15 protein-coding genes are annotated in these 19,190 nt (G+C 69.8%); 4 read left to right on the plus strand and 11 right to left on the minus strand.

Annotated features, from left to right (window positions below):
• Window positions 1-371 precede the first annotated feature (371 nt).
• Window positions 372-1,955, plus strand: coding sequence for a restriction endonuclease (locus tag AB0C12_RS37655; RefSeq protein ID WP_360555240.1), 1,584 nt, complete (start codon window positions 372-374; stop codon window positions 1,953-1,955).
• On the opposite strand, the gene AB0C12_RS37660 is transcribed toward AB0C12_RS37655, so the two are convergent.
• The gene (locus AB0C12_RS37660) at window positions 1,952-2,335 is read right to left on the minus strand and encodes a cupin domain-containing protein (RefSeq protein WP_360555241.1); all 384 of its coding nucleotides are present in this window, start codon (window positions 2,333-2,335) and stop codon (window positions 1,952-1,954) included. The two genes, AB0C12_RS37655 and AB0C12_RS37660, sit on opposite strands and share 4 nt — an antisense overlap.
• A gap of 52 nt (window positions 2,336-2,387) precedes the next feature.
• Here AB0C12_RS37660 and AB0C12_RS37665 point away from each other — a divergent pair, with 52 nt between their 5' ends.
• Entirely contained in the window at window positions 2,388-3,356 is a 969-nt protein-coding gene (locus tag AB0C12_RS37665) for a helix-turn-helix domain-containing protein (protein ID WP_360555243.1), read from the plus strand.
• Here AB0C12_RS37665 and AB0C12_RS37670 read toward each other — a convergent pair.
• Window positions 3,274-7,566 (minus strand): AAA domain-containing protein, encoded by a 4,293-nt coding sequence (locus AB0C12_RS37670; RefSeq protein WP_360555245.1) that lies wholly within the window; start codon window positions 7,564-7,566, stop codon window positions 3,274-3,276. The two genes, AB0C12_RS37665 and AB0C12_RS37670, sit on opposite strands and share 83 nt — an antisense overlap.
• A 90-nt stretch (window positions 7,567-7,656) precedes the next feature.
• Between AB0C12_RS37670 and AB0C12_RS37675 the strand changes: the two genes are divergently transcribed.
• Together AB0C12_RS37675 and AB0C12_RS37680 are read left to right on the plus strand one after the other, a co-directional pair.
• Window positions 7,657-8,577, plus strand: coding sequence for a hypothetical protein (locus AB0C12_RS37675; protein ID WP_360555246.1), 921 nt, complete (start codon window positions 7,657-7,659; stop codon window positions 8,575-8,577).
• A gap of 87 nt (window positions 8,578-8,664) precedes the next feature.
• The gene (locus tag AB0C12_RS37680) at window positions 8,665-9,153 is read left to right on the plus strand and encodes a Pycsar system effector family protein (protein ID WP_360555248.1); all 489 of its coding nucleotides are present in this window, start codon (window positions 8,665-8,667) and stop codon (window positions 9,151-9,153) included.
• Here AB0C12_RS37680 and AB0C12_RS37685 read toward each other — a convergent pair.
• The 9 genes from AB0C12_RS37685 to AB0C12_RS37725 form a co-directional block, all read right to left on the minus strand.
• Entirely contained in the window at window positions 9,143-10,174 is a 1,032-nt protein-coding gene (locus AB0C12_RS37685; RefSeq protein ID WP_360555249.1) for a hypothetical protein, read from the minus strand. The genes AB0C12_RS37680 and AB0C12_RS37685 overlap by 11 nt on opposite strands.
• On the minus strand, window positions 10,171-12,300 hold the full coding sequence (locus AB0C12_RS37690; protein WP_360555251.1) for a hypothetical protein: 2,130 nt from the start codon (window positions 12,298-12,300) through the stop codon (window positions 10,171-10,173). The genes AB0C12_RS37685 and AB0C12_RS37690 overlap by 4 nt, the downstream gene beginning before the upstream one ends.
• Window positions 12,301-12,314: 14 nt before the next feature.
• Window positions 12,315-13,058 carry a hypothetical protein gene (locus AB0C12_RS37695; RefSeq protein WP_360555253.1) on the minus strand — a complete coding sequence of 248 codons (744 nt, stop codon included), beginning with the start codon at window positions 13,056-13,058 and terminating at the stop codon, window positions 12,315-12,317.
• 77 nt (window positions 13,059-13,135) lie between these two features.
• Window positions 13,136-13,807, minus strand: coding sequence for a Crp/Fnr family transcriptional regulator (locus AB0C12_RS37700; RefSeq protein ID WP_360555254.1), 672 nt, complete (start codon window positions 13,805-13,807; stop codon window positions 13,136-13,138).
• An 81-nt stretch (window positions 13,808-13,888) separates the two neighbouring features.
• Complete coding sequence (locus AB0C12_RS37705) at window positions 13,889-14,656, minus strand: SDR family oxidoreductase (RefSeq protein ID WP_360555256.1); 768 nt, start codon at window positions 14,654-14,656, stop codon at window positions 13,889-13,891.
• Window positions 14,657-14,661: 5 nt separating this feature from the next.
• Complete coding sequence (locus tag AB0C12_RS37710) at window positions 14,662-15,705, minus strand: hypothetical protein (RefSeq protein WP_360555258.1); 1,044 nt, start codon at window positions 15,703-15,705, stop codon at window positions 14,662-14,664.
• Between the two features lie 45 nt (window positions 15,706-15,750).
• Entirely contained in the window at window positions 15,751-16,761 is a 1,011-nt protein-coding gene (locus tag AB0C12_RS37715) for a 1-aminocyclopropane-1-carboxylate deaminase (protein ID WP_360555260.1), read from the minus strand.
• Window positions 16,762-16,981: 220 nt separating this feature from the next.
• Window positions 16,982-18,112: a polysaccharide deacetylase family protein gene (locus AB0C12_RS37720; protein WP_360555262.1), complete on the minus strand. Its 1,131-nt coding sequence runs from the start codon at window positions 18,110-18,112 to the stop codon at window positions 16,982-16,984.
• A 125-nt stretch (window positions 18,113-18,237) separates the two neighbouring features.
• Window positions 18,238-18,906: a hypothetical protein gene (locus AB0C12_RS37725; protein ID WP_360555264.1), complete on the minus strand. Its 669-nt coding sequence runs from the start codon at window positions 18,904-18,906 to the stop codon at window positions 18,238-18,240.
• Between the last annotated feature and the right edge of the window lie 284 nt (window positions 18,907-19,190).

Here is a 19,190-nt window from a genome sequence, read left to right on the forward strand (position 1 = left end):
GCTACCTCCCTCCCAGGTCAACCGTTGCCCCTGACCTATTACGACCCGTCACAGGTCGATGTAACAGTGGGCACCCACGACAATGTTTTCGCAGCTGGCCCAACAAAACAACGAACTGCACGTTCTCCACCGTTCAGGGCCGTAATTTGGCCGATCGGTCGACCCTGCTGCCGCGCTCGGCGAGAGCCCGGTCACCGTCGGATCCATGACGGACAGTTACTTGCTGTGCTTACTGTGGAACCTTGTGCGACCCCTACCCGCTCTCCTCGATCAACATGCACGCATAGGCGCGACAGGCATGCGCCGCGTAACGAGATCCGGAGACGGTGGATATGGTGGCTGTTCGGACACGTGAGCGAGGACGACGACGCATGGGCATCATTCGGGACATGCAGCGGGCGCACGCGACCCAGACTGCCGCCGAGCAACGGGCACAGACTGCCGCCGAGCAGCAGCGCCAGCTGATCAGGCGTAATGCCGACCTGGCCGCCGCGGCCGCCCAGCGGGCAGCCGCTGACGCGGAGCAGCAACGCGAACACCGCCGGTTGTACGCGGAGGCCCGCACGGCCGAGGCGGCAGCGGCGAACGCGGACATCCGGGCCCGGCTGTCCGAGCTCGACTCGCTGTTGCTGTCCACCCTGGATGTCGACGACCACATCGACCTGGACCGGTTCAAGAAGCCGGTGCGGGTGCCGCCGTTCGACCCGGGCAAGCTCGGCCGGGCGCTGCCGGAGCCGGCGTGGGAGAGCTTCGCCCCGCCGGAGCCGCGCGGGGTGGGCAAGATCCTCGGTGGTGAGCGGATTCACCAGCAGCAGGTGGAAGCCGCGAAAAGGGCGTACCAGGACGCGCGGGCGCGCTGGATCGACGCGGAGACCCGCCGGCTGCGCCAGCTCGCGGCCCGGGAGCTGCAGTACGAGGAGAACCGCAGCCGGTACGAGGCGAAGCTGATCTCGTACAACGCCGAGGTGGACCGCTTCGCGGCGGCCGTGGCCGGGGCCGATCCGGCGTCCGTGGTCGAGTACTTCGCGATGGTGCTGGGCAACTCGGTCTATCCGGACGACTTCCCGCAGCATTTCCGGCTGGCGTACCAGGCGAAGCAGCGCCGCCTGCTGGTCGAGTACCACCTGCCGCCGGTCGAGGTGATCCCGGTCGTCAAGGAGTACCGCTACGACCGGGTCCGCGACGACCTGGTGGCGGCGCCGCGCGACGAGGGGGAGATCCGCCGCCGGTACACGGAGATCATCTCGATGGTGGCGCTGCGGACCATCCACGAGATCATCGAGGCCGATCGCGGCGCCCTGGTGGGTGAGGTGCTGTTCAACGGCATCGTCGACACGATCGATCGGCGCACCGGCCAGTTCGTCCGGCCCTGCCTGGTGTCGGTACGGGCCGACCGGGACACCTTCGCCGCGATCAAGCTGCGCCGGGTCGATCCGGTCGCCTGCGTCAAGCACCTGCCGGCCGGCCTCTCCACCCAGCCGGACCAGCTCGACGGCGTGACCCCGATGATCGACTTCGACCGGGAGGCCGGGGAGGACTTCACCGGCGAGTTCAACGTGCTGGCCGACATCGACGAGCGGCCCAACCTGGCCACGCTGCCGGCCGCCGAGTACGAGCAGTTGCTCGGCGACCTGTTCGGCAACATGGGACTGGAGATGGGCCAGGCGGCCGAGGGTCCGCGCTGGCTGGCCACCGATCCCCGGCCACTGTTCGGGGGCGCGGTGGTGATCTATGCCGTACGCGGCAAGCCGGTCAGCGCGGCCACGGCCGCCGGCCTCGCCGAGGAGGTCGCGGCGGCGGGCGCGACAAAAGGCATCCTGGTCGCCGTCGACGGGTACGAGGTCGAGGCGTACGAGGCGGTGGCGGGCCGCCCGGTCGAGCTGCTGGACGGCTCCGCCCTGCTCAACCTGCTGACCGAGCACTCGGGGGTGAAGGCCCGGATCGAGTCTGCCTAGCCGCCGAGCTGGTGGCCGGTGGTGGCGTCCACGTGATCGGGGATCTCCTCGTGCCAGTCGCCGACGGTCGGCGTCCCGGTCGGTTCGAACATCATGATCTGGGCGCCGCCGGGTGAGCTCGGCTTGTGCTCGGTGCCCCGCGGCACGGTGAAGACGTCGCCCTGGCGCAGCACGACCGTACGGTTACGCAGGGCGATCTGCAGTTCGCCGTCCAGTACGAGGAAGAACTCGTCGGTGTTGTCGTGGGTGTGCCAGAGGTGCTCGCCCTGGACCTTGGCCACGCGTACGTCGTAGTCGTTGACCCGGGTCACGATGCGCGGGCTCCACAGGGTGTCGAAGGAGGCCAGGGCCGCACGCAGGGAAATCGGTTCGTCGCTCATCTGCTCATCCTCGCCGCTGGCCGGCCGAGGCAGGGAGTGCTAGGAATCGCGGATGACGCAAGATTCCTTGCACCGGGTCGTGGTCGTCGTCGACGACAACTCCAACCCGTTCGAGCTGGGCTGCGCGACCGAGATCTTCGGCCTGCGCCGCCCCGAGCTGGGCCGCGACCTGTACGACTTCCGCCTCTGCTCCCCCACCCCCCGTACGCCGATGCGCGACGGCTTCTACACGCTGACCGGCGTGGCCGGGCTGGAAGCAGCCGAGCAGGCCGACACCCTGATCGTTCCGAACCGCCCCGACGTCGAGGTGCCCCGGCGCCCGGCGGTGCTGGCGGCGATCCGCCGTGCCCACGCTCGCGGCGCCCGCCTGATCGGCTTCTGCAGCGGGGCCTTCACGCTGGCCGAGGCGGGCGTGCTGGACGGCCGCCGGGCCACCGCGCACTGGCAGTGGGCCGACGACTTCCGCACCCGGTTCCCGGCCGTGACCCTCGAACCGGACGTCCTGTTCGTCGACGACGGTGACATCCTCACCGCCGCGGGCAGCGCGGCGGCGCTGGACCTGGGCCTGCACGTGGTCCGCCGCGACTTCGGCGCCGAGGTCGCCAACGCGGTCAGCCGCCGCCTGGTCTTCGCCGCCCACCGCGACGGCGGCCAGCGCCAGTTCGTGGAACGCCCGGTGCCGGCGACCCGCGACGAGTCCCTCGCACCGCTGCTGGCTTGGGTGCAGGAGCACCTGGACCAGCCGCTGACCGTGGCCGACCTGGCCGGGCACGCGGCGATCAGCCAGGCGACCCTGCACCGCCGGTTCCGCGCCGAGCTGGGCACGACGCCGCTGGCCTGGCTGACCGGCGAAGGCGTCGCCCTGGCCTGCCGGCTGCTCGAACGCGGCGAGTCCCGCCCCGAGGTGGTGGCCCGGCGCACGGGCCTGGGCACCGCGACTAACCTGCGGGCTCTGCTGCGCCGGGAGACGGGTCTGACCCCGACGGAGTATCGCCGCCGCTTCGGAACGGTGCCACGTTGAGCTCCTCGATGCGCTGCCAGAGGGGGCGCAGAGCTGCTTCCGGTTCGCGGGCGAAGATGCTGCCACGGATCCGGACGAAGACGCAGTTGCCGACCCGTTCCAGCACCGCCTGCCGGCGCATGTCGCTCTCCCACTGCTCCGGCCCGTGGTACGCGTCCCCGTCGCACTCGATGGCCAGGCGGCGCCCGTCCGGGGCGTTGAGCACGAAGTCGATGCGGTAGCCGCCGATCCGGAACTGCGGGGTCGGCCGGTAGCCGCGCTGGACCAGCCGGCGCAGCACCTCGCGTTCGAAGTCGCTCTCGCAGAGCAGTTCCAGGTCCGGTGCGGTGGTCTGCACCGGCAGGTTCAGCGCGTAGTTCAGCAGCAGCGCCCGCGCGTCGTCGGCCAGCAGCGACGACGGCCGGACCGAATAGAAGATCCAGAGCTGGTCGCGGGCGCGGGAGGCGGCCACGTTGATCCGGCGGTGGTACTCGCGTTTGGTGAACGCCGAGGGCCGGCCGTCGTTGTCGGAGACCACCATGGACACGAGCACGACGTCGCGTTCGTCGCCCTGGAAGGTGTACGCGTCGCCGACCCGCAGCCGCCGCGCCTCCATCTCGTCCTCGCCGATCGCCTCGCGGATCCGCGACAGCAGGTAGGTGGCCTGTCCGCTGGTGCTGAGCAGGCTGATGACTCCGATCGTCTTACCGGCATACGACGGATCGGCCACCAGGGCGGACACCTGCGCCACCAGGGCCTCAGCCTCGGCGACGTTGACGTCTCCGTAGGGCGGCAGCGGCTGCCGGGTCCCGTCCGGGACGAACACCGGCCGCACCGGGGCATGCACCGCCCGGTCCGCGCGCAGCGGCTGGATCTTGCCGTCGTAGTAGTGCCGGGACGAGAACTCGATGATCTGCGGCACGCAGCGGAAGTGCTCGGTGAGCAGGATCCGTTCCGGCGAGCGCCGCACCGCGTGGTCGTAGAGCGACGACTCCGGGTCGAAGTGCTCGGCCGACGGCACGTCGTCCAGGTGGCTGTGGATGAGCCCGGCGACCGAGCCGACGAAGCCGAGCTGCGGGCCGATCTGCTGGTCGTCGCCGACCACCACGGCCCGCTCGGCCAGCGACAGCACCGGCAGCGCGAACAGGTCGGCCTGCGACGCCTCGTCCACGATCACCACGTCGAAGTGCGCGCCCCCGGCGAACTGCTCGATCGCGCGGTCCACCGACATGACCCAGACCGGCACGGCCTCGACGGCGGACTCCATGGCCCGCTGGGCGTGCGCCTGCCAGGCTGCCGCGCTGCGGCCCGTACCCTTGCCGATCTTGCGCAGGGCGGTGGTCCAGTCGGCCAGCGCGGCCCGCCGCCGGTCGTCGAGGGCGCGGGAGACCTCGAGCCACGCGGACGCGACCACCAGGTCACCGGTGAGCCGCCGGATCTTGTCACGGGCCAGCTCGACCCGGCGGTTCAGCACGGCCGGGTCCACGCTGCCGACGACCTGGTCGAACCACGTCTGAGCCTGCCGCCACTGCCAGGCCCGCAGGCAGAGAGGACCGGACACGGCCGGCACCAGGCCCGCGTCGACCTGGGCGGCCCACTCCGGGGCCACCTCCGCCAGTTGGTCGCGCAGGTCCACGTACCGCTGCACGTCGGGCCGCAGCGCCGCGAGCCGGCGGGCCTCGGCGACCAGCGCGTCCCATTGGTCCAGGTCAGGCGCGAACCAGGCGGCGGCCAGCGGCGGCCACGGCACCAGGGCATCCGCGACCGCGCGGTCCGCGGCGTCCAGCTCATCCAGCTGAAAAACGTCCAGGAGGCCGCCTTCAGTCCGGTCAAGGGTGGTGGTGGGGTGGTTGGACGAGGCGTCGAGCAGGGCCGAGACCTCGGCCAGCCGGGCCGCGTCGAGCTCCAGCTCCTCCTGGGGTACGAGCACCCGCAGCCGCGCCGACAGCTCGGGCCACTGCCGGGCGTCCCAGCCCAGCGACTGGGCGGCCTCGGCCAGCAGCGTGCCGGCCCACACCTCCGGGTCGCCGGGGCGTTCCGGGATGGCCAGCCGCTGGATCCACTCGGCCCAGTGCTCGCCGAGCCGCCGCCGGGCCTGCCCCCGCCGCACCCAAGCGGCCGCCAGGTCCACGTCCTCGACCGTGCGCAGGGCCTCGCCGTCGACCCGGACCTCGTCGGCGATGCGCCACAGGCCGCCCTGCAGGATCCGGTTGACACCCCGGCCCGCGGCGAACCGTTCACGCAGTTCGCCGAGGCCGATCAGCAGCCTCTTCGGCTCCGCGGCCAGCGCCTCCGAGGCGGTGACCCGGTGCCCGCCGAGGGCGCGGGCCAGCTCGGCCAGGGTGCGCTGCAGCTCCTCGGTCGCGGTCACGTGGTCGGTCCACAGGGTCGCCCAGTGCGGGTCGGACAGCAGCCGGCCGAGCCGATCGGTCCAGGTGCCCTCCCGGCGGTGCAGCCACGCGACCGCGTCCCGCAGGCCGTCGAGCAGCTCAGCGACGGCACTCGCGCCCTGCGTGCGTACCGCGTCGGTGTCGACCCCGGCCGCCTCCAGGCGGGCGACGCGGTCGGCGGCCGACTCCCGCTCGGCCCGCGCCTGTCTGGCGGTAGCCGCGTCCGGCAGCGCCGCGACCTCCGGCAGCGGGCGCAGCGCGGCCGCCCGGTCGGCCGGCGAGATCCGCGCGGCGAGCTGCAGCAGAGCGGCGAACTCGTCCGCGGACAGCGGCGGCCGGTCGGCCGGAGAGACTGGGTCGGGGATGCCACCGTGCGCGGCGGCCCGCTCCCGCAGCCAGGCGCCGACCTCGGCGGGCGAGAGCCGCACGTCGTCGATCCGGTACGTCGCAGCCTCGTTCTCCGCGATCGCCCGCAGCCCACCCAGCGCCGCCGCCAGATCCTGCTCGGCGTCCTCGAGCCGCCGGGTGAGCCGTTCCACCCGGCCCGCCTCGGCGTGCTGATCCAGCGTGGCGGCCCGGTCGGACAACTCCCGGGCGGCCAGTTGGAGCTGCACGAGCTGGTCCGTGGTGCGGCCCAGCACGGCCAGGCAGAGTGCCTGCACCTCGGCCGGCAGCCCGTCGCGGAGCACCCGCAGCGGGTCCTCCTTCTGCGCGACGACCAGCACCCGCTTGCCGTTGGCCATCAAGTGGCAGATCAGGTTGCGGATCGTGTGGGTCTTGCCGGTGCCGGGCGGGCCCTGTACGGCCACGTTGCGGTGCAGCGCGAGCCGGCGGGCGATCGACTCCTGGGCCTCGTTGGTCGGCAGCGGCATGAGCAGCCGCTCCCCCACCCGGTGCCAGTCCTCCGGCCGGTCGTCGGGCATCCGCAGCTTGCTGGGCTCGTGCGCGACGATCGCGGCCAGCGCGCCGATGCTGGTGGTGTCGCCGGCGAGCAGCCGGTCGCGCAGGCTCTCCAGGAAGCCGCGCAGCAGTCGCTGCCGCGGCCGGGCGAACAGCACGCCGGTGTCGACGATGTGCGAGCCGATGGCGGTCTCGCCGGGCGCGACGACCCGCCGGTCGTAGCCGAGCCGGCCCAGGGCCCGCTCGAACAGCTCGCGGCGTTCCAGATCGTCCCAGAGGTCGACCTCCAGGGTGCCGGCCGGCCCGGCCAGGCCCAGGAGCTGGCCGAGGTAGCGCTCGTCCAGCCCGGCCAGCGCGTCGGTCTGCAGCCGAGACGGACCCTGCGGGGACACGGTGATCATCGAGCGGTCGGGGTCGTATTCGATCAGCACCGGCGTCGCCACCAGCGGATAGCGGACCCGCTGGCCGTTGATGACGGTGTCCAGGACGCCGTGGCCCCAGACCAGCTCGGTGCCGGCGGCGGCCATGTCGACCTGGTGCATGAGGTCGAACAGCTGCCGGTGCAGCACCCGGGCTCGCTCGGCCTCGGCGCTGGCGATCGACCAGGGCCGCCACACCTCGTCCCGCCAGGTCTCGAACTCCTCGCCGTCGGCCTTGGGCTCGTCGGTCGGGCTGATCTCGTTGAGCCGGCGGCGCAGCTCGGCGGGCACCGCGACCGCGGCCGGCGGGTCCGGCAGGCCGACCCGCAGCCAGCCGGGGCCGTCCGCGCCCGGTCCGATCGAGCACGCCGGGTGCTCCGGCAGGGCATCCATCCGGTACGCGTCAGCGGGCAGCGTCCGCGCGGGACGTTCCATGTGCGCGCGAACGGCGAGCAGGTAATCCGCGACGGAGACGGCCCGGTCCCGGATGACGGTGGGCGACTCAACCTGCGGCGCGGACATTCTTCGCAGGTTATCCGATGTCCGCAGCACAACGGGGCGGCGCGGGAGGCACCGGCACCGCTATGGTTTCGACGCCTGGAGGGGGGATTCATGTCGCAGGGTGATTGGCAGGGCTGGGACGCGCAGCCCCAGCAGCCGTACCCCTATCCCTATCCCTACCCGCAGCAGGTCGGCTTCGATCCGGCCGACCCGCTGGTCAGCAACGACTTCAACGGCTGGTGGCGGCGCAGCTTCCGGCTGCTCAAGGCGGCGTGGCGGCCGATGGCGGTGATCCAGCTGATCGTCTCACTCCCGGCGCTGGTGCTGCTGCTCCCGGCCATGCTGGCCTTCCAGGACGAGCAGCGGGTGGCGCAGGAGAGCCTGCAGGCGTCGGTCGACGCGGGCACCCGACCGGACTTCTCCCTGTTCTTCGCCGGGCTGACCGTGCTGCTGCCGGCCGCCGTCGTGGCCGGCCTCTTCTACATGCTGGGCCAGCTGGCCAACCAGCAGGTGGCGGTGTTCACCGCCACCGGCCGCACCGGCAACCTGGTGGGCCCGGCCCTGCTGGCCGCGGCGAAACGCCTCCCGGCGCTGCTCGGCTGGTACCTGCTGGCGATCCCGGTGCTGATCGTCGCGACGGTGCTGTGCTTCTTCCCGGTGTTCTACGTGGGCGCGGCCCTGACCGTGCTGTCGGTGGTGGTCCTGCTGGAACGCGGCAACGGCATCGGCCGCTGCTTCCAGCTCTTCCACGCGAGCATCGGCGTCTCGGTGGCCCGCATCGCGACGATCTTCGGCCTGAGCGTGGGCGCGAGCCTGCTCCTGACGCTGGTGACCACACTGGTCGACGTGACGCTCGGCGGCAGCTACACCACCCCGAACAGCACGGCCACGGTGATCAACACGCTGCTGCAGACGGCGTACTACGCGGTGAGCTACGTGGTTCTGGCCCCGCTGCTGGTGACCACGTACGCCGACATGCGCGCCCGCCGCGAACCGTTCACCACGGCGAGCCTCGTCACAGAGGACCGGTAAAGGTAGTCGTACACAGACGTTCAGGGGAAGACCCGGTGCCATAGACACATGGCGATTCCACGAACTCAGCGTCGCAAGGTGTCCTCGGTGACGGCCCTCCAGCAGGACCTGTCGATCGGCCTCCACACGGTTACGGAGATCAACCAATCCATTCGGTACGCCGACACCAAAGCCGGCGCCCTGGCCGCCGTACAGGCCCTCGCCGTTACGGTTCTGGCCAACCGACGAGCAGCCGGCACGGCTGACCTCGTACCGATGGTGGTGTTCACCGTAGGGTTGGGGTTGGTTCTGGCTTCGGCGGGGTTGCTGGTAGCCGGGCAGGTTCCCCGTCTGTCCCGCCCGACTGCCGCTGGCAGCCGCATTGCCTTTCCGGCCCTCGCGACGATGTCGGCGTTAGATGTCTTGACCACGCCGTCCCCGGCCGGGCAGCACGAACAGGTCTGGCGGCAAGCATCGGACCTCGCATCGATCGCGATGGCGAAGTACCGCTGGCTGCACCGCGCAACTGTCGCGACCTTCCTCACGCTGGCAACTGTACTGCTCTGGCTCGGCGTGACCGCTTGGTTCACTCCTTGATCAGCTTCTTACGCTCCGTCTCTGTCACCGTCTTGGTCTTCTCATGCACGGCGGTGATCTTGGTGGGCATGGCCCCGATATCGAACGCCGACTGCAGTCTGCTGATGGCGTACTCCCGCATCGGCTCGGCGTCCGCCTGATTGATCAGATTGTTGGTGAGCAGGTCTTGCAAGATCTGCCGAGCTCGCTCGTACTCGTCCTTCTGACCGGCATGCAGCATGTCCACGACGGTCTTGATGTCGTTGGGGTGTTCGAGCAGGTGCAGCATCACGACGTTGTAGCCGCCCTCGGCGACAGCGGTGCGGTAGAACGCCACCCGCTGATCTTTGAGCGCCAGTTCGTGCCGGGACGCCATCGCCTCGAGTTGATGAGTGTGCTCTGCGCGAATCCGCTCGGCCTGGATCCGGTGCTCTTCCTGTCCGCGTTCCAACACCCCTCGCAGGACGGCCAATTCGCGCGTCCGCTCCGAATCGATGCGGGCGGCGATGTGTCGCCCAGCGGCTTCATCGCATTGGACGTTCACTGACAGGAGGTTCAGCCGCACCCCTTGGCCGATGTCCTGAATCTTGCGTTCCAGGCAATCGTTCATGTCCTGTTCGGCGATGCCTGCGGTCTCGATCCGGTGCCTTCTGCTGATGCCCCGTAGCAGGTGGTCGAGAAAACCCCAGATGACCGGCCGGAAGTCCCGGATGCCCGAGAGGACCACCTGCGCCGGATCGCTGATCGTCCAGGTGAGATTCACCCGGGCCGTGAAAACGGTGGTCTCCTCGGCCGCCGGTAGCGTAAGGCTCACCGACGTGGCATGCATCGCGGTATCCACCTCGAAACGCCAGTAGCGCCGCTTGATACGTTCCCGCAGAGGCGGCGGGTTCCCGATCCTGACGTCAGGACGTCCAGACCCCGTGCGCGACAGGTACACCAGAACGGCATGGCCGGTCATCATGTTCACCGGAGCGCCGAGGGTGAACAGCGGTAGCACAGACTCGCCGATGATCGGGTCGATGGTCTCGGAAACGTTCATCGGCATTCTCCATCGTTGCTCAAGGCGGTCAGAAGCCGGTCGAGAATCGGCGCGTGCGATTCTTCCCGCGTCCACTGCCGTGCTTCGAAGACAAGAGTCCGCAGTTCCCGCGCTGTTTCCGGCAGAGTGCGGACAAGCTCGACGAGCGTGCGCTCCTCAGCGCTTTCCACGTCGACGTGTTCAGCGAGTTGGCGCAGGGCCCGGAGAGTCGCCGGACCCATCAGCCGGTCGTCCAGCGCGCGACGCCACAAATATGCGATGCGTGGAAGATTTTCAGGCTCGACTACTGCGGCCCGCAGAACGGGAGGGATGCGGCGGCCTTCGCCGTCGCCCGCATCGGGTGACCTGCCGACGATACCGATCAGAGCGCCGACGGCGACGTTGTGCGGTCCGATCTCCTTCTTGTCGATCCAGTCCACCATCTGCTCGAGCACCATGACACTCTGCGTGGAGCTGCCATCGCCGAAGAGTTCGACCACTGCCCGCGCCGTCGCAAGGATGCGCCGATCGGGATAAGACCCGGGCTGCCGGTCGAGCAAGCGGCGGTTGATGATGTCCAGAGCCCGCCGACAGTCGGTCCCACCGACGGGGTCGCCGAGCGCCGCGGCAGCGGTCAACCTCCGGTTGTTCTCGGCAGTCTTCGGCGTACCCCCCGGCGACGCCCAGTCGTCGAGCAGTTCCCAAACGATCTCCTTGAGCGTGCCACTGAGGGCGGAAGCCCGGAGCGCAACCCCGGCCGCGCGGCGCACATCGGACCTCTCGTTTCCAGCCCACTCGAGAAGGACACGTACGCGAATGAAGTCGAAGTCGTGTTCCGCCAGAAGTCCGGTGACGACCGCCGCCCGATCTCGTACGTAGGGATCGTCGCTTCCCACCAGATGACCCAGCCACTCGAGATAGATCTCCTGCAGATATGGAAACTCTTGCCACAACGCGGTGAGCATGCGCCGGGGGAAGTCCTCCCGGTTGGAACGCACCACCGTTACGGGCACCTTGCCGTAGCTTCGCTCCAGCTCACCCGCGGCTCTTCGCGCGTTCACCGCTTTCAGCAACGGATGTGCCGGACGCTCAACCGGCCTGATGAAGATCCTGCCTTCCGGATCTTCGGCGGCTTGCAGCATCTCGTCCAAACGGCGGGCACCAGCGACAACTGTCGGGAAGGACAGGCCGTCGAGCGCTCCCAGCGCGAGTGCGAACGCGCGGTCCTCACGCTGTTTCAACGTGGCGAACCATTCGCTGGTCTGCTCCGCCGAAGCGGCGAACCGGTTCAGGACATCCGCCGGAGAGCCGCCGTCGCGAACCACGTCGCGCAGTGCGGCGCCCAGCCGCGCAGCCTCCTCGGCACCGGCGAGCCGGGCAAGTGCCTCCGCCACCAGCGGATCATCGAGCAGCGAGGCCACTGCGGAGGTCGTCCGTGGATCTTCGTCGAGACCCGCCTGCAGGTGCTGTCTCAGGACGGCCGAAAGATCCGGCGTAGCTGTGAACAACTGGCGCAGCTCATCGAGCTCAAATGGCCACGTCGCACTGGCCGGCCAGATGACGACCATGCGCGAGCGGCGTGTCCGCAGAGCTTCCCGCAGCAGTTCGGCTTCATGCGCCTCGGCGACGACGTTGTCCGCCAGGCCGGTCCAGAGGTAGCCGGTGTCCTCGGACAATTCGGCAACCGTCAGCTCGGCCATGCCGCGAGCGGTCAGTTCATGCACGCGGCCGTCACAGACCGCGTCCAGCGCGTGCATCGCGGCGTGGCGCTTCCCGCGGCCCGGGCCGCCGCTGAGCACCACCAGATGTTGATCAAGCAAGCGGTCCCACAACGCAGGGTAGTCGTTCGACTGCACGAAGGAACCACGGACCCGTGAAAGAGTGTCAGCAGACAAGGCGGTGACGGAGAACGGTCGCGCACCGTCGGGCGTACCGAAAATGTTGATTTGTTGATTGGTCTGCAGCCGGAAGGTACGGGAAGCTTCGGCCAGTGCGCGAGAGCCAGCAGCGAGAGCATCCGCACCATCCAACAGTCCCGCGGATACGCGGTCCCGGCCCTGTGCGGAGTCATCGTCCGATGTCTTTTCGCCGGCTGTCGTCGTCACACCGTCGTCGGCTGAGGGTTGCGCTCCCTGGACCGGCTCCACGCGCTCGTCCCCACTCATCGGTCGCCGCCGGGGTCGCGCGAGGCGGCGCCGAACGTCACAGTCCCCGAGCTGCGGCCGACGAACCCGCCGGCATTCGTCCCGACGGAGTTGTTGTCACCGACGTGCATGGATGGTTGCGGGTGAGAGACATGCAGCTCCGACGTGCTCGCATCGCCCGCGCTGCTGCCGGGTTGCTCGGTTGCGCCGAGCACGGTCACCCAGGTGCGCAGCCGGCCCCTCTTGGTTTCGAGCTGTCGCATGCGGAACCGCTGCGGATCGGGCCTTGGATAGCCACGCACGACACTGAGGTACAGATCGTCCGGCACCACGACCGCTATCCGTCCTCGCTTCGCACTTCGCAGTGCCTCGCGAAGTTGGGGGGAGTCCACCATCGCGAATGCCGTGTCGACAGCCCCGCCGCTTGATCCTTGCTCGTCCAGCAGTACTTCACCGTGGTGCACGACGAGGCGTAGCCGCAGACCCGGCTGGCCGACTGGGCGCTCGCCCAGTTCGTCGTCCAGGGCGGCGATGAACGGGTCGATCAGCAATCGCTTGGAGACATCGGCCGAGATGAGCAGATAGACGCCGTCCCCGCGGTCCTCCTTGCGTACCGAGGCCGCGCCGACGCCGCTCAACTCCAATGCACGGCTCAAGATGGCATAGAGGTCTCGTCTGACCAGTTCCTTCTCCGGCCCGGTCAGCTCTCCGGACCCCTCAACATCAAGGACGACGATGGAGAAATGGTGCGGTACCGCCATGAGTGTCGCTCCTCCGAGATAGGCACTGCGATGTGTCTATCTCCGGTGACGGCAGACGTCTGTGCAGAAATACCGGTTCAGAGACGTGGCCTCAGTGCCTTCACGCTGAGCACGACGATCCGCTGGCGCGCGGTCGTGACCACCCCGCGGTCGCGCAGTTGACGAAGCGCCTTGGCGACAGCTTCTCGAGACGCTCCCGTAGCACCCGCCACCTCCTCCTGGGACAGCCGCAGGCCGATGGTCACTGCCCCCTCGGCGGAGACTTCTCCGTGGGTGAGCGCTAGCTCAGCAAGCAGGAGGGACACTCGTTCCAGCACGTCGAATCCGGTGAACTCGAGCCGGCGCCGATCCGACTCCCGCAGGCGCCCGATCACGGCGGCCAGCACAGCGAACAACGCATCCGGGTCCTGACGCAGCCGCTGCTGAAACACCGACGCGGCGATCAAACGGGCTTCAACGCCGCTCAGTGCTCGCACGGTCGCCGACCGCGGGCTGCCGTAGAGTGCTGCGAGCTCACCTACGATTTCGCCCGCACCGCGCAGGCCAAGCAGTGCCTCTCGGCCCGTGGCAGTGGAAGCGGTAATTTTCACGACACCGCGGAGGATGATCGCGATGTGGGTGGACTCGTCGCCCTCTCCGAAAATCTTCTCTTTGGGCGGGTAGGTGACCGTCCTCCCGTCGGGCAGCAGGTCCGCCATTCGTTGCCGCAGGTCAGGGGGAAGCAACGACTGCGTCAGACCCGTTTTCAAGCAGAACACCCCTCGCCAGAGACTTCACCTTTCGTAACCATAAAGAAGCATTGAGTGTTCGGCAATTGATGACGATCACTATCAAGCCTCTTCGGGGTCGCGCCCCTGGGCGGCGCGGCCCCCGTCGACCGGGAGCACCGCCCCGTTGACGAAGGAGGCCGCCGGCGACAGCAGGAACGCCACCGCGTCGGCGACCTCGGTCACCCGCCCGAGCCGCCCCACGGGATGCAGCAGCCGGATCTCGCGCGCGAAATGCCCGGCCCCGGCCTCGTCCAGCCCGGCCACGTATTCGTCGGACCGTTCGGTGGCGATCGAGCCCAGCGCGACCGCGTTCACCCGGATGCCATGGGGTCCGTAATCGACGGCCAGCGCCCGGGTCAGCCCCTCGATCGCGGCCTTGGCGGTGGCGTAGGCCAGCGCGCCCCGGACCGGGCGTTGCGCCTGATGGGACGAGACGTTGACGATCGCTCCGGTGCCCTGCGGCAGGAAGTGCCGGACCGCCGCCGCGCTGCCGACCACCACCGGGTCGAGGTTGCGGCCGATCAGCGCGAGCAGCTCGGCCGGCGGCACCTCGTGCAGCCACGCGTCGCGGAACACGGCGGCGTTGTTGACCCAGCCGGCGAGCGGTCCGGCCGCCGCGGCGACGGCGGCGGCCTGCTCGGCAACCGCCGGGTCGGCGGCGTCACCGATGACCGGCAGGATCCGCCCGGCGGCCGGATGGTCACGGACCCAATCCAGCGCCGCCGGATCGAATTCGAGCACGGCCACGCTGTCGTGCTCGCCGGCCAGCCGCTCGACCACGGCCCGGCCGACGCCTCGTCCACCGCCGGTCACCACGTAGGAAGCCATGCCCCTCAGCTTTCCAGCCGGGCGGCTGCGGCGCCGCGCACACCGGCGTCCTCCATCGGGTCGTCGCGCAGGTAACCCAGCCGCTCGCGGGTCTCGGCGTCAAGCGCCACGTGCTCGGCGGCCACTCGGCGGACGCCCTCCTCGCAGTCCCACAGCCCTTCGACGAGCAGACTTTCTGCGACCGCCGGGTCGGCGATCCGGTACGCCCGCAGATAGCTCGCACGTTCATAGCTGTGCGGAGTGAGCCAGAGCCGGCGCAGGATCGCGGCGACCGGGCCACCGATCCGGGCCAGGCCGGTGACCAGCTCGTCGTACCCGCAGAGCTGGTCCGGTGTGCTGTCGAGGCGGACGACCTCGGCCAGCAGCACCGGCACGTCGGCCTCGTCGCCGTGGGCAGCGAGGATGGAAACGGCCGCTTGCCGCAGCGGGCCTTCGGCTGCGGCCCAGCGCCGGGCGGCCGGCACCGCGACACTGCCCAGTTGCGCGACGGCCCGGACGATGGCACCGCCGAGCCCAGCGGTGTCCATTGTGTTCAGCACGTCGAGCAGCTCCGGCTCACCGGGGCGCCGCGCCAGTTCACGCAGCACCGACCGGTGGAGCGACCGGGGTGCCGGAGCGCGCAGCACGGCCAGCAGCTCGCCGTTCGACCAGGCCAGGTGCGGCGGCGGCGGCGCACTCCGCGGCGCCGGCGGCTCCCGATCGATGTGTTCGAGCACCTCCGGTCCGCGCCGCCCGCGCTCGATGTAGTCGCGGACACCGGCGACCACTTCCTCGATTCCGGCCGCTTCCAGACAGGCCAGCACACCGAGAGAGACGGTGAACTCCGGCTCCTCGGCGTACAGCCGCGCCAGGATCGGCTGGACCGGCAGGCCGAGGTCCCGCACGAGCCGAGCCAGATAGACATCCCGTGAATCGACCTGCCAGTCCCAGGCGTACTGCCGCCGTAGGCAGGCCTCGACGAGCGCCGGGTCCCGGACCGCGCGAGCGCCCCGGCCGAGGCCGCGTTGCAGCTGCCCGGCGATGGTCCGGGCCGATTCGTGGAAAGTCATCGCCAGGCAGTGTGGGCCCCGGCGCGGCCGGCCGTCCGCTGAATTTCAGACGATGGCGCTGTACGCGTTCAGGGCCGGCTGGCCGCCGAGGTGGGCGTACAGGACCGTCGCGTCCTTGCTGATCTCGCCCCGGGTGACCAGGTCGATCAGCCCGGCCATCGACTTCCCCTCGTACACCGGGTCGGTGATCATGCCCTCGGTCCGGGCCGCCAGCCGCATAGCTTCCAGGGTTGTCTCGTCCGGGATGCCGTAGATGCCGGCGTGGTAGCGGTCGTCCAGCAGGATCTCGTCGTCGCGCAGCTCGCGGCCCAGGCCGATCAGCTCGGCCGTGTTGCGGGCGATCCGGGCCACCTGGTCCCAGGTCTCCGCCGGCTTGGCCGAGCCGTCGATGCCCAGCACCCGCCGCGGCCGGTCGTCGCCCAGCGCCGCGAAGCCCGCGATCATGCCGGCCTGGGTGCTGCCGGTCACCGAGCAGACCACCACCGTGTCGAAGAAGACCCCCAGCTGGGCCTCCTGGTCGGCCACCTCACGCGCCCAGTTGGCGAAGCCGAGACCGCCGAGCCGGTGGTCGGAGGCGCCGGCCGGGATCGCGTACGGCTTCCCGCCGCGCGCCTCCACCTCCGCGATGGCCTGGTCCCAGCTCTCCTTGAAGCCGATCCCGAAGCCGGCCTTGACCAGCCGTACGTCAGCCCCGGCCAGGCGGCTGAGCAGGATGTTGCCGACCTTGTCGTAGACGCTGTCCGGCCAGTCGACCCAGCTCTCCTGGATCAGCACGCACTTCAGTCCCGCGTACGCGGCCACGGCGGCGACCTGCCGGGTGTGGTTGGACTGCACGCCCCCGATCGAGACCAGCGTGTCGCAGCCCTGGGCCAGCGCGTCGGCGACCAGGTATTCGAGCTTGCGGGTCTTGTTGCCGCCGTACGCGATGCCGGAGTTGCAGTCCTCGCGCTTGGCCCACACGGCGGCACCGCCGAGGTGCCGGGTGAGCCGGTCCAGGCGGTGCACGGGCGAGGGCCCGAACAGCAGCGGGTACCGGTCGAAGTCGTCCAGCGGCATGGCAGCTCCTCAGTCGGGTCCTGCCGACCATCCTGCCAGGTCAGGCCGGGCGAACCCGGCGAGAAGGCCGGTGTGGTGCGGCGGCGACGGGTGACGTAAGCAGGCCCAGCGACTGCGGTGATGAGACCCCGGAGGAGGCGGCCACGCCGTCCAATCGCCCCGCCTCGGACCGAGGATGTGGCCCTGACCCTGTGCGTGCCGCGTTGTCGGCGGGTTCCCGCTACTTCAGCGGCTGCAGCTTCAGCTTCTTCGCCCGTACGGTGTTGATGATCTTCTGCAGTCCGGACGCGGTGTTCTTTCCGTGGCCGTGCATGAGGATCACGCCGCCGGCGCTGATCGGCGCCGAGCGGTGGTCGCCGTACCGGATCCGCTCGGTCATCAGCGCCGTGGACGGGCCGTCCCAGTCGTAGGTGTCCGTGGTCCACCGGCAGAGCTGATAGCCCTGGCCCTTGGCGTGGCTCTGCAGCCGGGTGGTGAAGGCGCCGGCGCCGAACGGGGGCCGCAACAGCTTCGGAGTGCCGGTCGCCGCCGTGCCGGCGGTGATCTGCTTGACCACGTTGGTCTTGCCCATGCGGCTCAGCGCGGGATGGCTCGAGGTGTGATTGCCGATGACGTGCCCGGCCGCCTTGATCGTCTTGAACAGCGCGGGGTTCTTGCGGGCCCAGTCGCCGCGGAAGAAGAAGTGGCCCTTGACGTTGTTCCGCTTCAGCGTGGCCAGGATGGACGTGACCTGGGCCTTGCTGCCGCCGTCGTCGAAGGTCAGCCAGACGTCGCCGGTCGTGTTGCCGCAGCGCTCGATCTGCTGGATGCCGGCCATTGTCATCGGCTTCGGTGCCGCCACGCCGTCGGCGACCACGGGCCGGGTGCCCTTCCCCGAGGCGGTGCGGACCACCGAGCCCGTCGTGACCACAGCCTTCCCCCGCACGGCGTAGCCGCCCTTGGCGTTGGGCAGCTGCAGATAGCAGGTGCGGCTGGCGGTGTGCCGGACCGGGTTCTGCCAGACGGAACCGGTGCAGGTGACCGTGCTGCCACCGGCGCCGGTGGCGGAGATGGACACCTTCGAGGACTTGGGCACCGCATAGACGGTCACGATGGTGGGCACGGTGCCGCCCGGGCTGTCGTACTGCGGGGCACTCACGCCGATCCGGAGGGCGACCTTCGCCGGCCCCCGTTGGGCGGCGACCTTCGCGGTCGCCTGCGGAGCGGCGACCTTGGCCGCCCCCTGTGGGGCGGCAACCTTCCCGGTCGCCTGGTGGGCGGCGATCGTGCCGCCCTCGGCCACACCGATGCCCGCTCCGGCGACCAGCAGGCCGCCGGCGGCGACGGTGGCGGCAACCCAGGAATGACGCATGAGACTCCCCCGTGAGCAAGATCGATGGACTCTAGCGTCCGGGCGTCGCCGGCGGAACCGGCCGCGGACACAAAAACGTCCGCCGCCTGCGGGTCTGCAGGGCGGCGGACGGAGGGGGAAGTGCGCTAGGGGAATTGCATGCGGCGCGGTCGCGGGATCACCGGGGGCGGCAGTGGCAGGTCGGCCAGGTGACTCCAGTTGAGCGAGCCGTTGTCCGTCGACTTGATCTCACCCAGGCAGGCCCGCAACAGGCCGAGGTTCGGCGCACCGGCATAGCCGGCGATGACCACCTCGGGTGTCGGATCGAGCTGGGCGATCGCCGCGCAGATCTTCGACACCTCGCGCTCGTCGACCGCGTCGAGCGGCAGCGGCGCCTCGGCCTGCGAGCGGCGCCACGGCGGCCCGAACCGGCGCAGCAACTCGCGGGCCAGCCGGCCGAAGGAGCGGCCGACCTCGGCATCCGCCATGGACATCCGCGCCGACTGGCCGTAGCACCAGGGCACCACCACGTGGCCGTTGATGACCACGAGCTGGTAGACGGACCGGGGGACGCTGATGATCTCGGCCCCCGGCAGCGTGCCGAGAAATAGGACCAACTCCTCGTACGGCAGGGGCCACCGTGGATTGGCGAGCACTCGTTCCGTGGTCGTCGTCATAGCGGGATGAGCATGGACCTCGCGGTCGATCGCCGTGCTCAAAGCTTCGGGAACCCGGGTCCAGAGCTCTGCGGCAACCTTGTCGCCGAACTGCTCGACCACCCACTCACTGGGACCGACGAGAACGTCTGGGCGCATGCGGTACCACCACCGTCCGTGTCGCTGGCGCTACGTCTGGGTAGAACAGTTCCACTCACGGAGATCGACTGGAAGACCAATCATCGCCGAACTCAAAAACATCCATGAATGAAAACCGGCAGGACGGTCAAACCGTTGCGGCGACATTGGAGCAGCAGGTCCGCGACTCGCGAAACATGCAACTTGCATGGCGAACCGCTGTGCAAGTTGCATGCCGGCTCGCGAATCAGTCCTCTATCCGACAGTGAACCCCTCCCATATTTCGAGCCGATGACCGTCACGCA

Source organism: Actinoplanes sp. NPDC048967 (assembly GCF_040649415.1).
GTDB lineage: Bacteria > Actinomycetota > Actinomycetes > Mycobacteriales > Micromonosporaceae > Actinoplanes.

Bases quoted from the DNA above. Each gene is read 5' to 3' on its own strand.
- AB0C12_RS37705 (WP_360555256.1), bottom strand. From the start codon at position 14,656: ATGGCTTCCTACGTGGTGACCGGCGGTGGACGAGGCGTCGGCCGGGCC.
- AB0C12_RS37665 (WP_360555243.1), top strand. From the start codon at position 2,388: ATGACGCAAGATTCCTTGCACCGGGTCGTGGTCGTCGTCGACGACAAC.
- AB0C12_RS37660 (WP_360555241.1), bottom strand. From the start codon at position 2,335: ATGAGCGACGAACCGATTTCCCTGCGTGCGGCCCTGGCCTCCTTCGAC.
- AB0C12_RS37695 (WP_360555253.1), bottom strand. From the start codon at position 13,058: ATGGCGGTACCGCACCATTTCTCCATCGTCGTCCTTGATGTTGAGGGG.
- AB0C12_RS37725 (WP_360555264.1), bottom strand. From the start codon at position 18,906: ATGCGCCCAGACGTTCTCGTCGGTCCCAGTGAGTGGGTGGTCGAGCAG.
- AB0C12_RS37715 (WP_360555260.1), bottom strand. From the start codon at position 16,761: ATGCCGCTGGACGACTTCGACCGGTACCCGCTGCTGTTCGGGCCCTCG.
- AB0C12_RS37710 (WP_360555258.1), bottom strand. From the start codon at position 15,705: ATGACTTTCCACGAATCGGCCCGGACCATCGCCGGGCAGCTGCAACGC.
- AB0C12_RS37675 (WP_360555246.1), top strand. From the start codon at position 7,657: ATGTCGCAGGGTGATTGGCAGGGCTGGGACGCGCAGCCCCAGCAGCCG.
- AB0C12_RS37685 (WP_360555249.1), bottom strand. From the start codon at position 10,174: ATGAACGTTTCCGAGACCATCGACCCGATCATCGGCGAGTCTGTGCTA.
- AB0C12_RS37720 (WP_360555262.1), bottom strand. From the start codon at position 18,112: ATGCGTCATTCCTGGGTTGCCGCCACCGTCGCCGCCGGCGGCCTGCTG.
- AB0C12_RS37670 (WP_360555245.1), bottom strand. From the start codon at position 7,566: ATGTCCGCGCCGCAGGTTGAGTCGCCCACCGTCATCCGGGACCGGGCC.
- AB0C12_RS37655 (WP_360555240.1), top strand. From the start codon at position 372: ATGGGCATCATTCGGGACATGCAGCGGGCGCACGCGACCCAGACTGCC.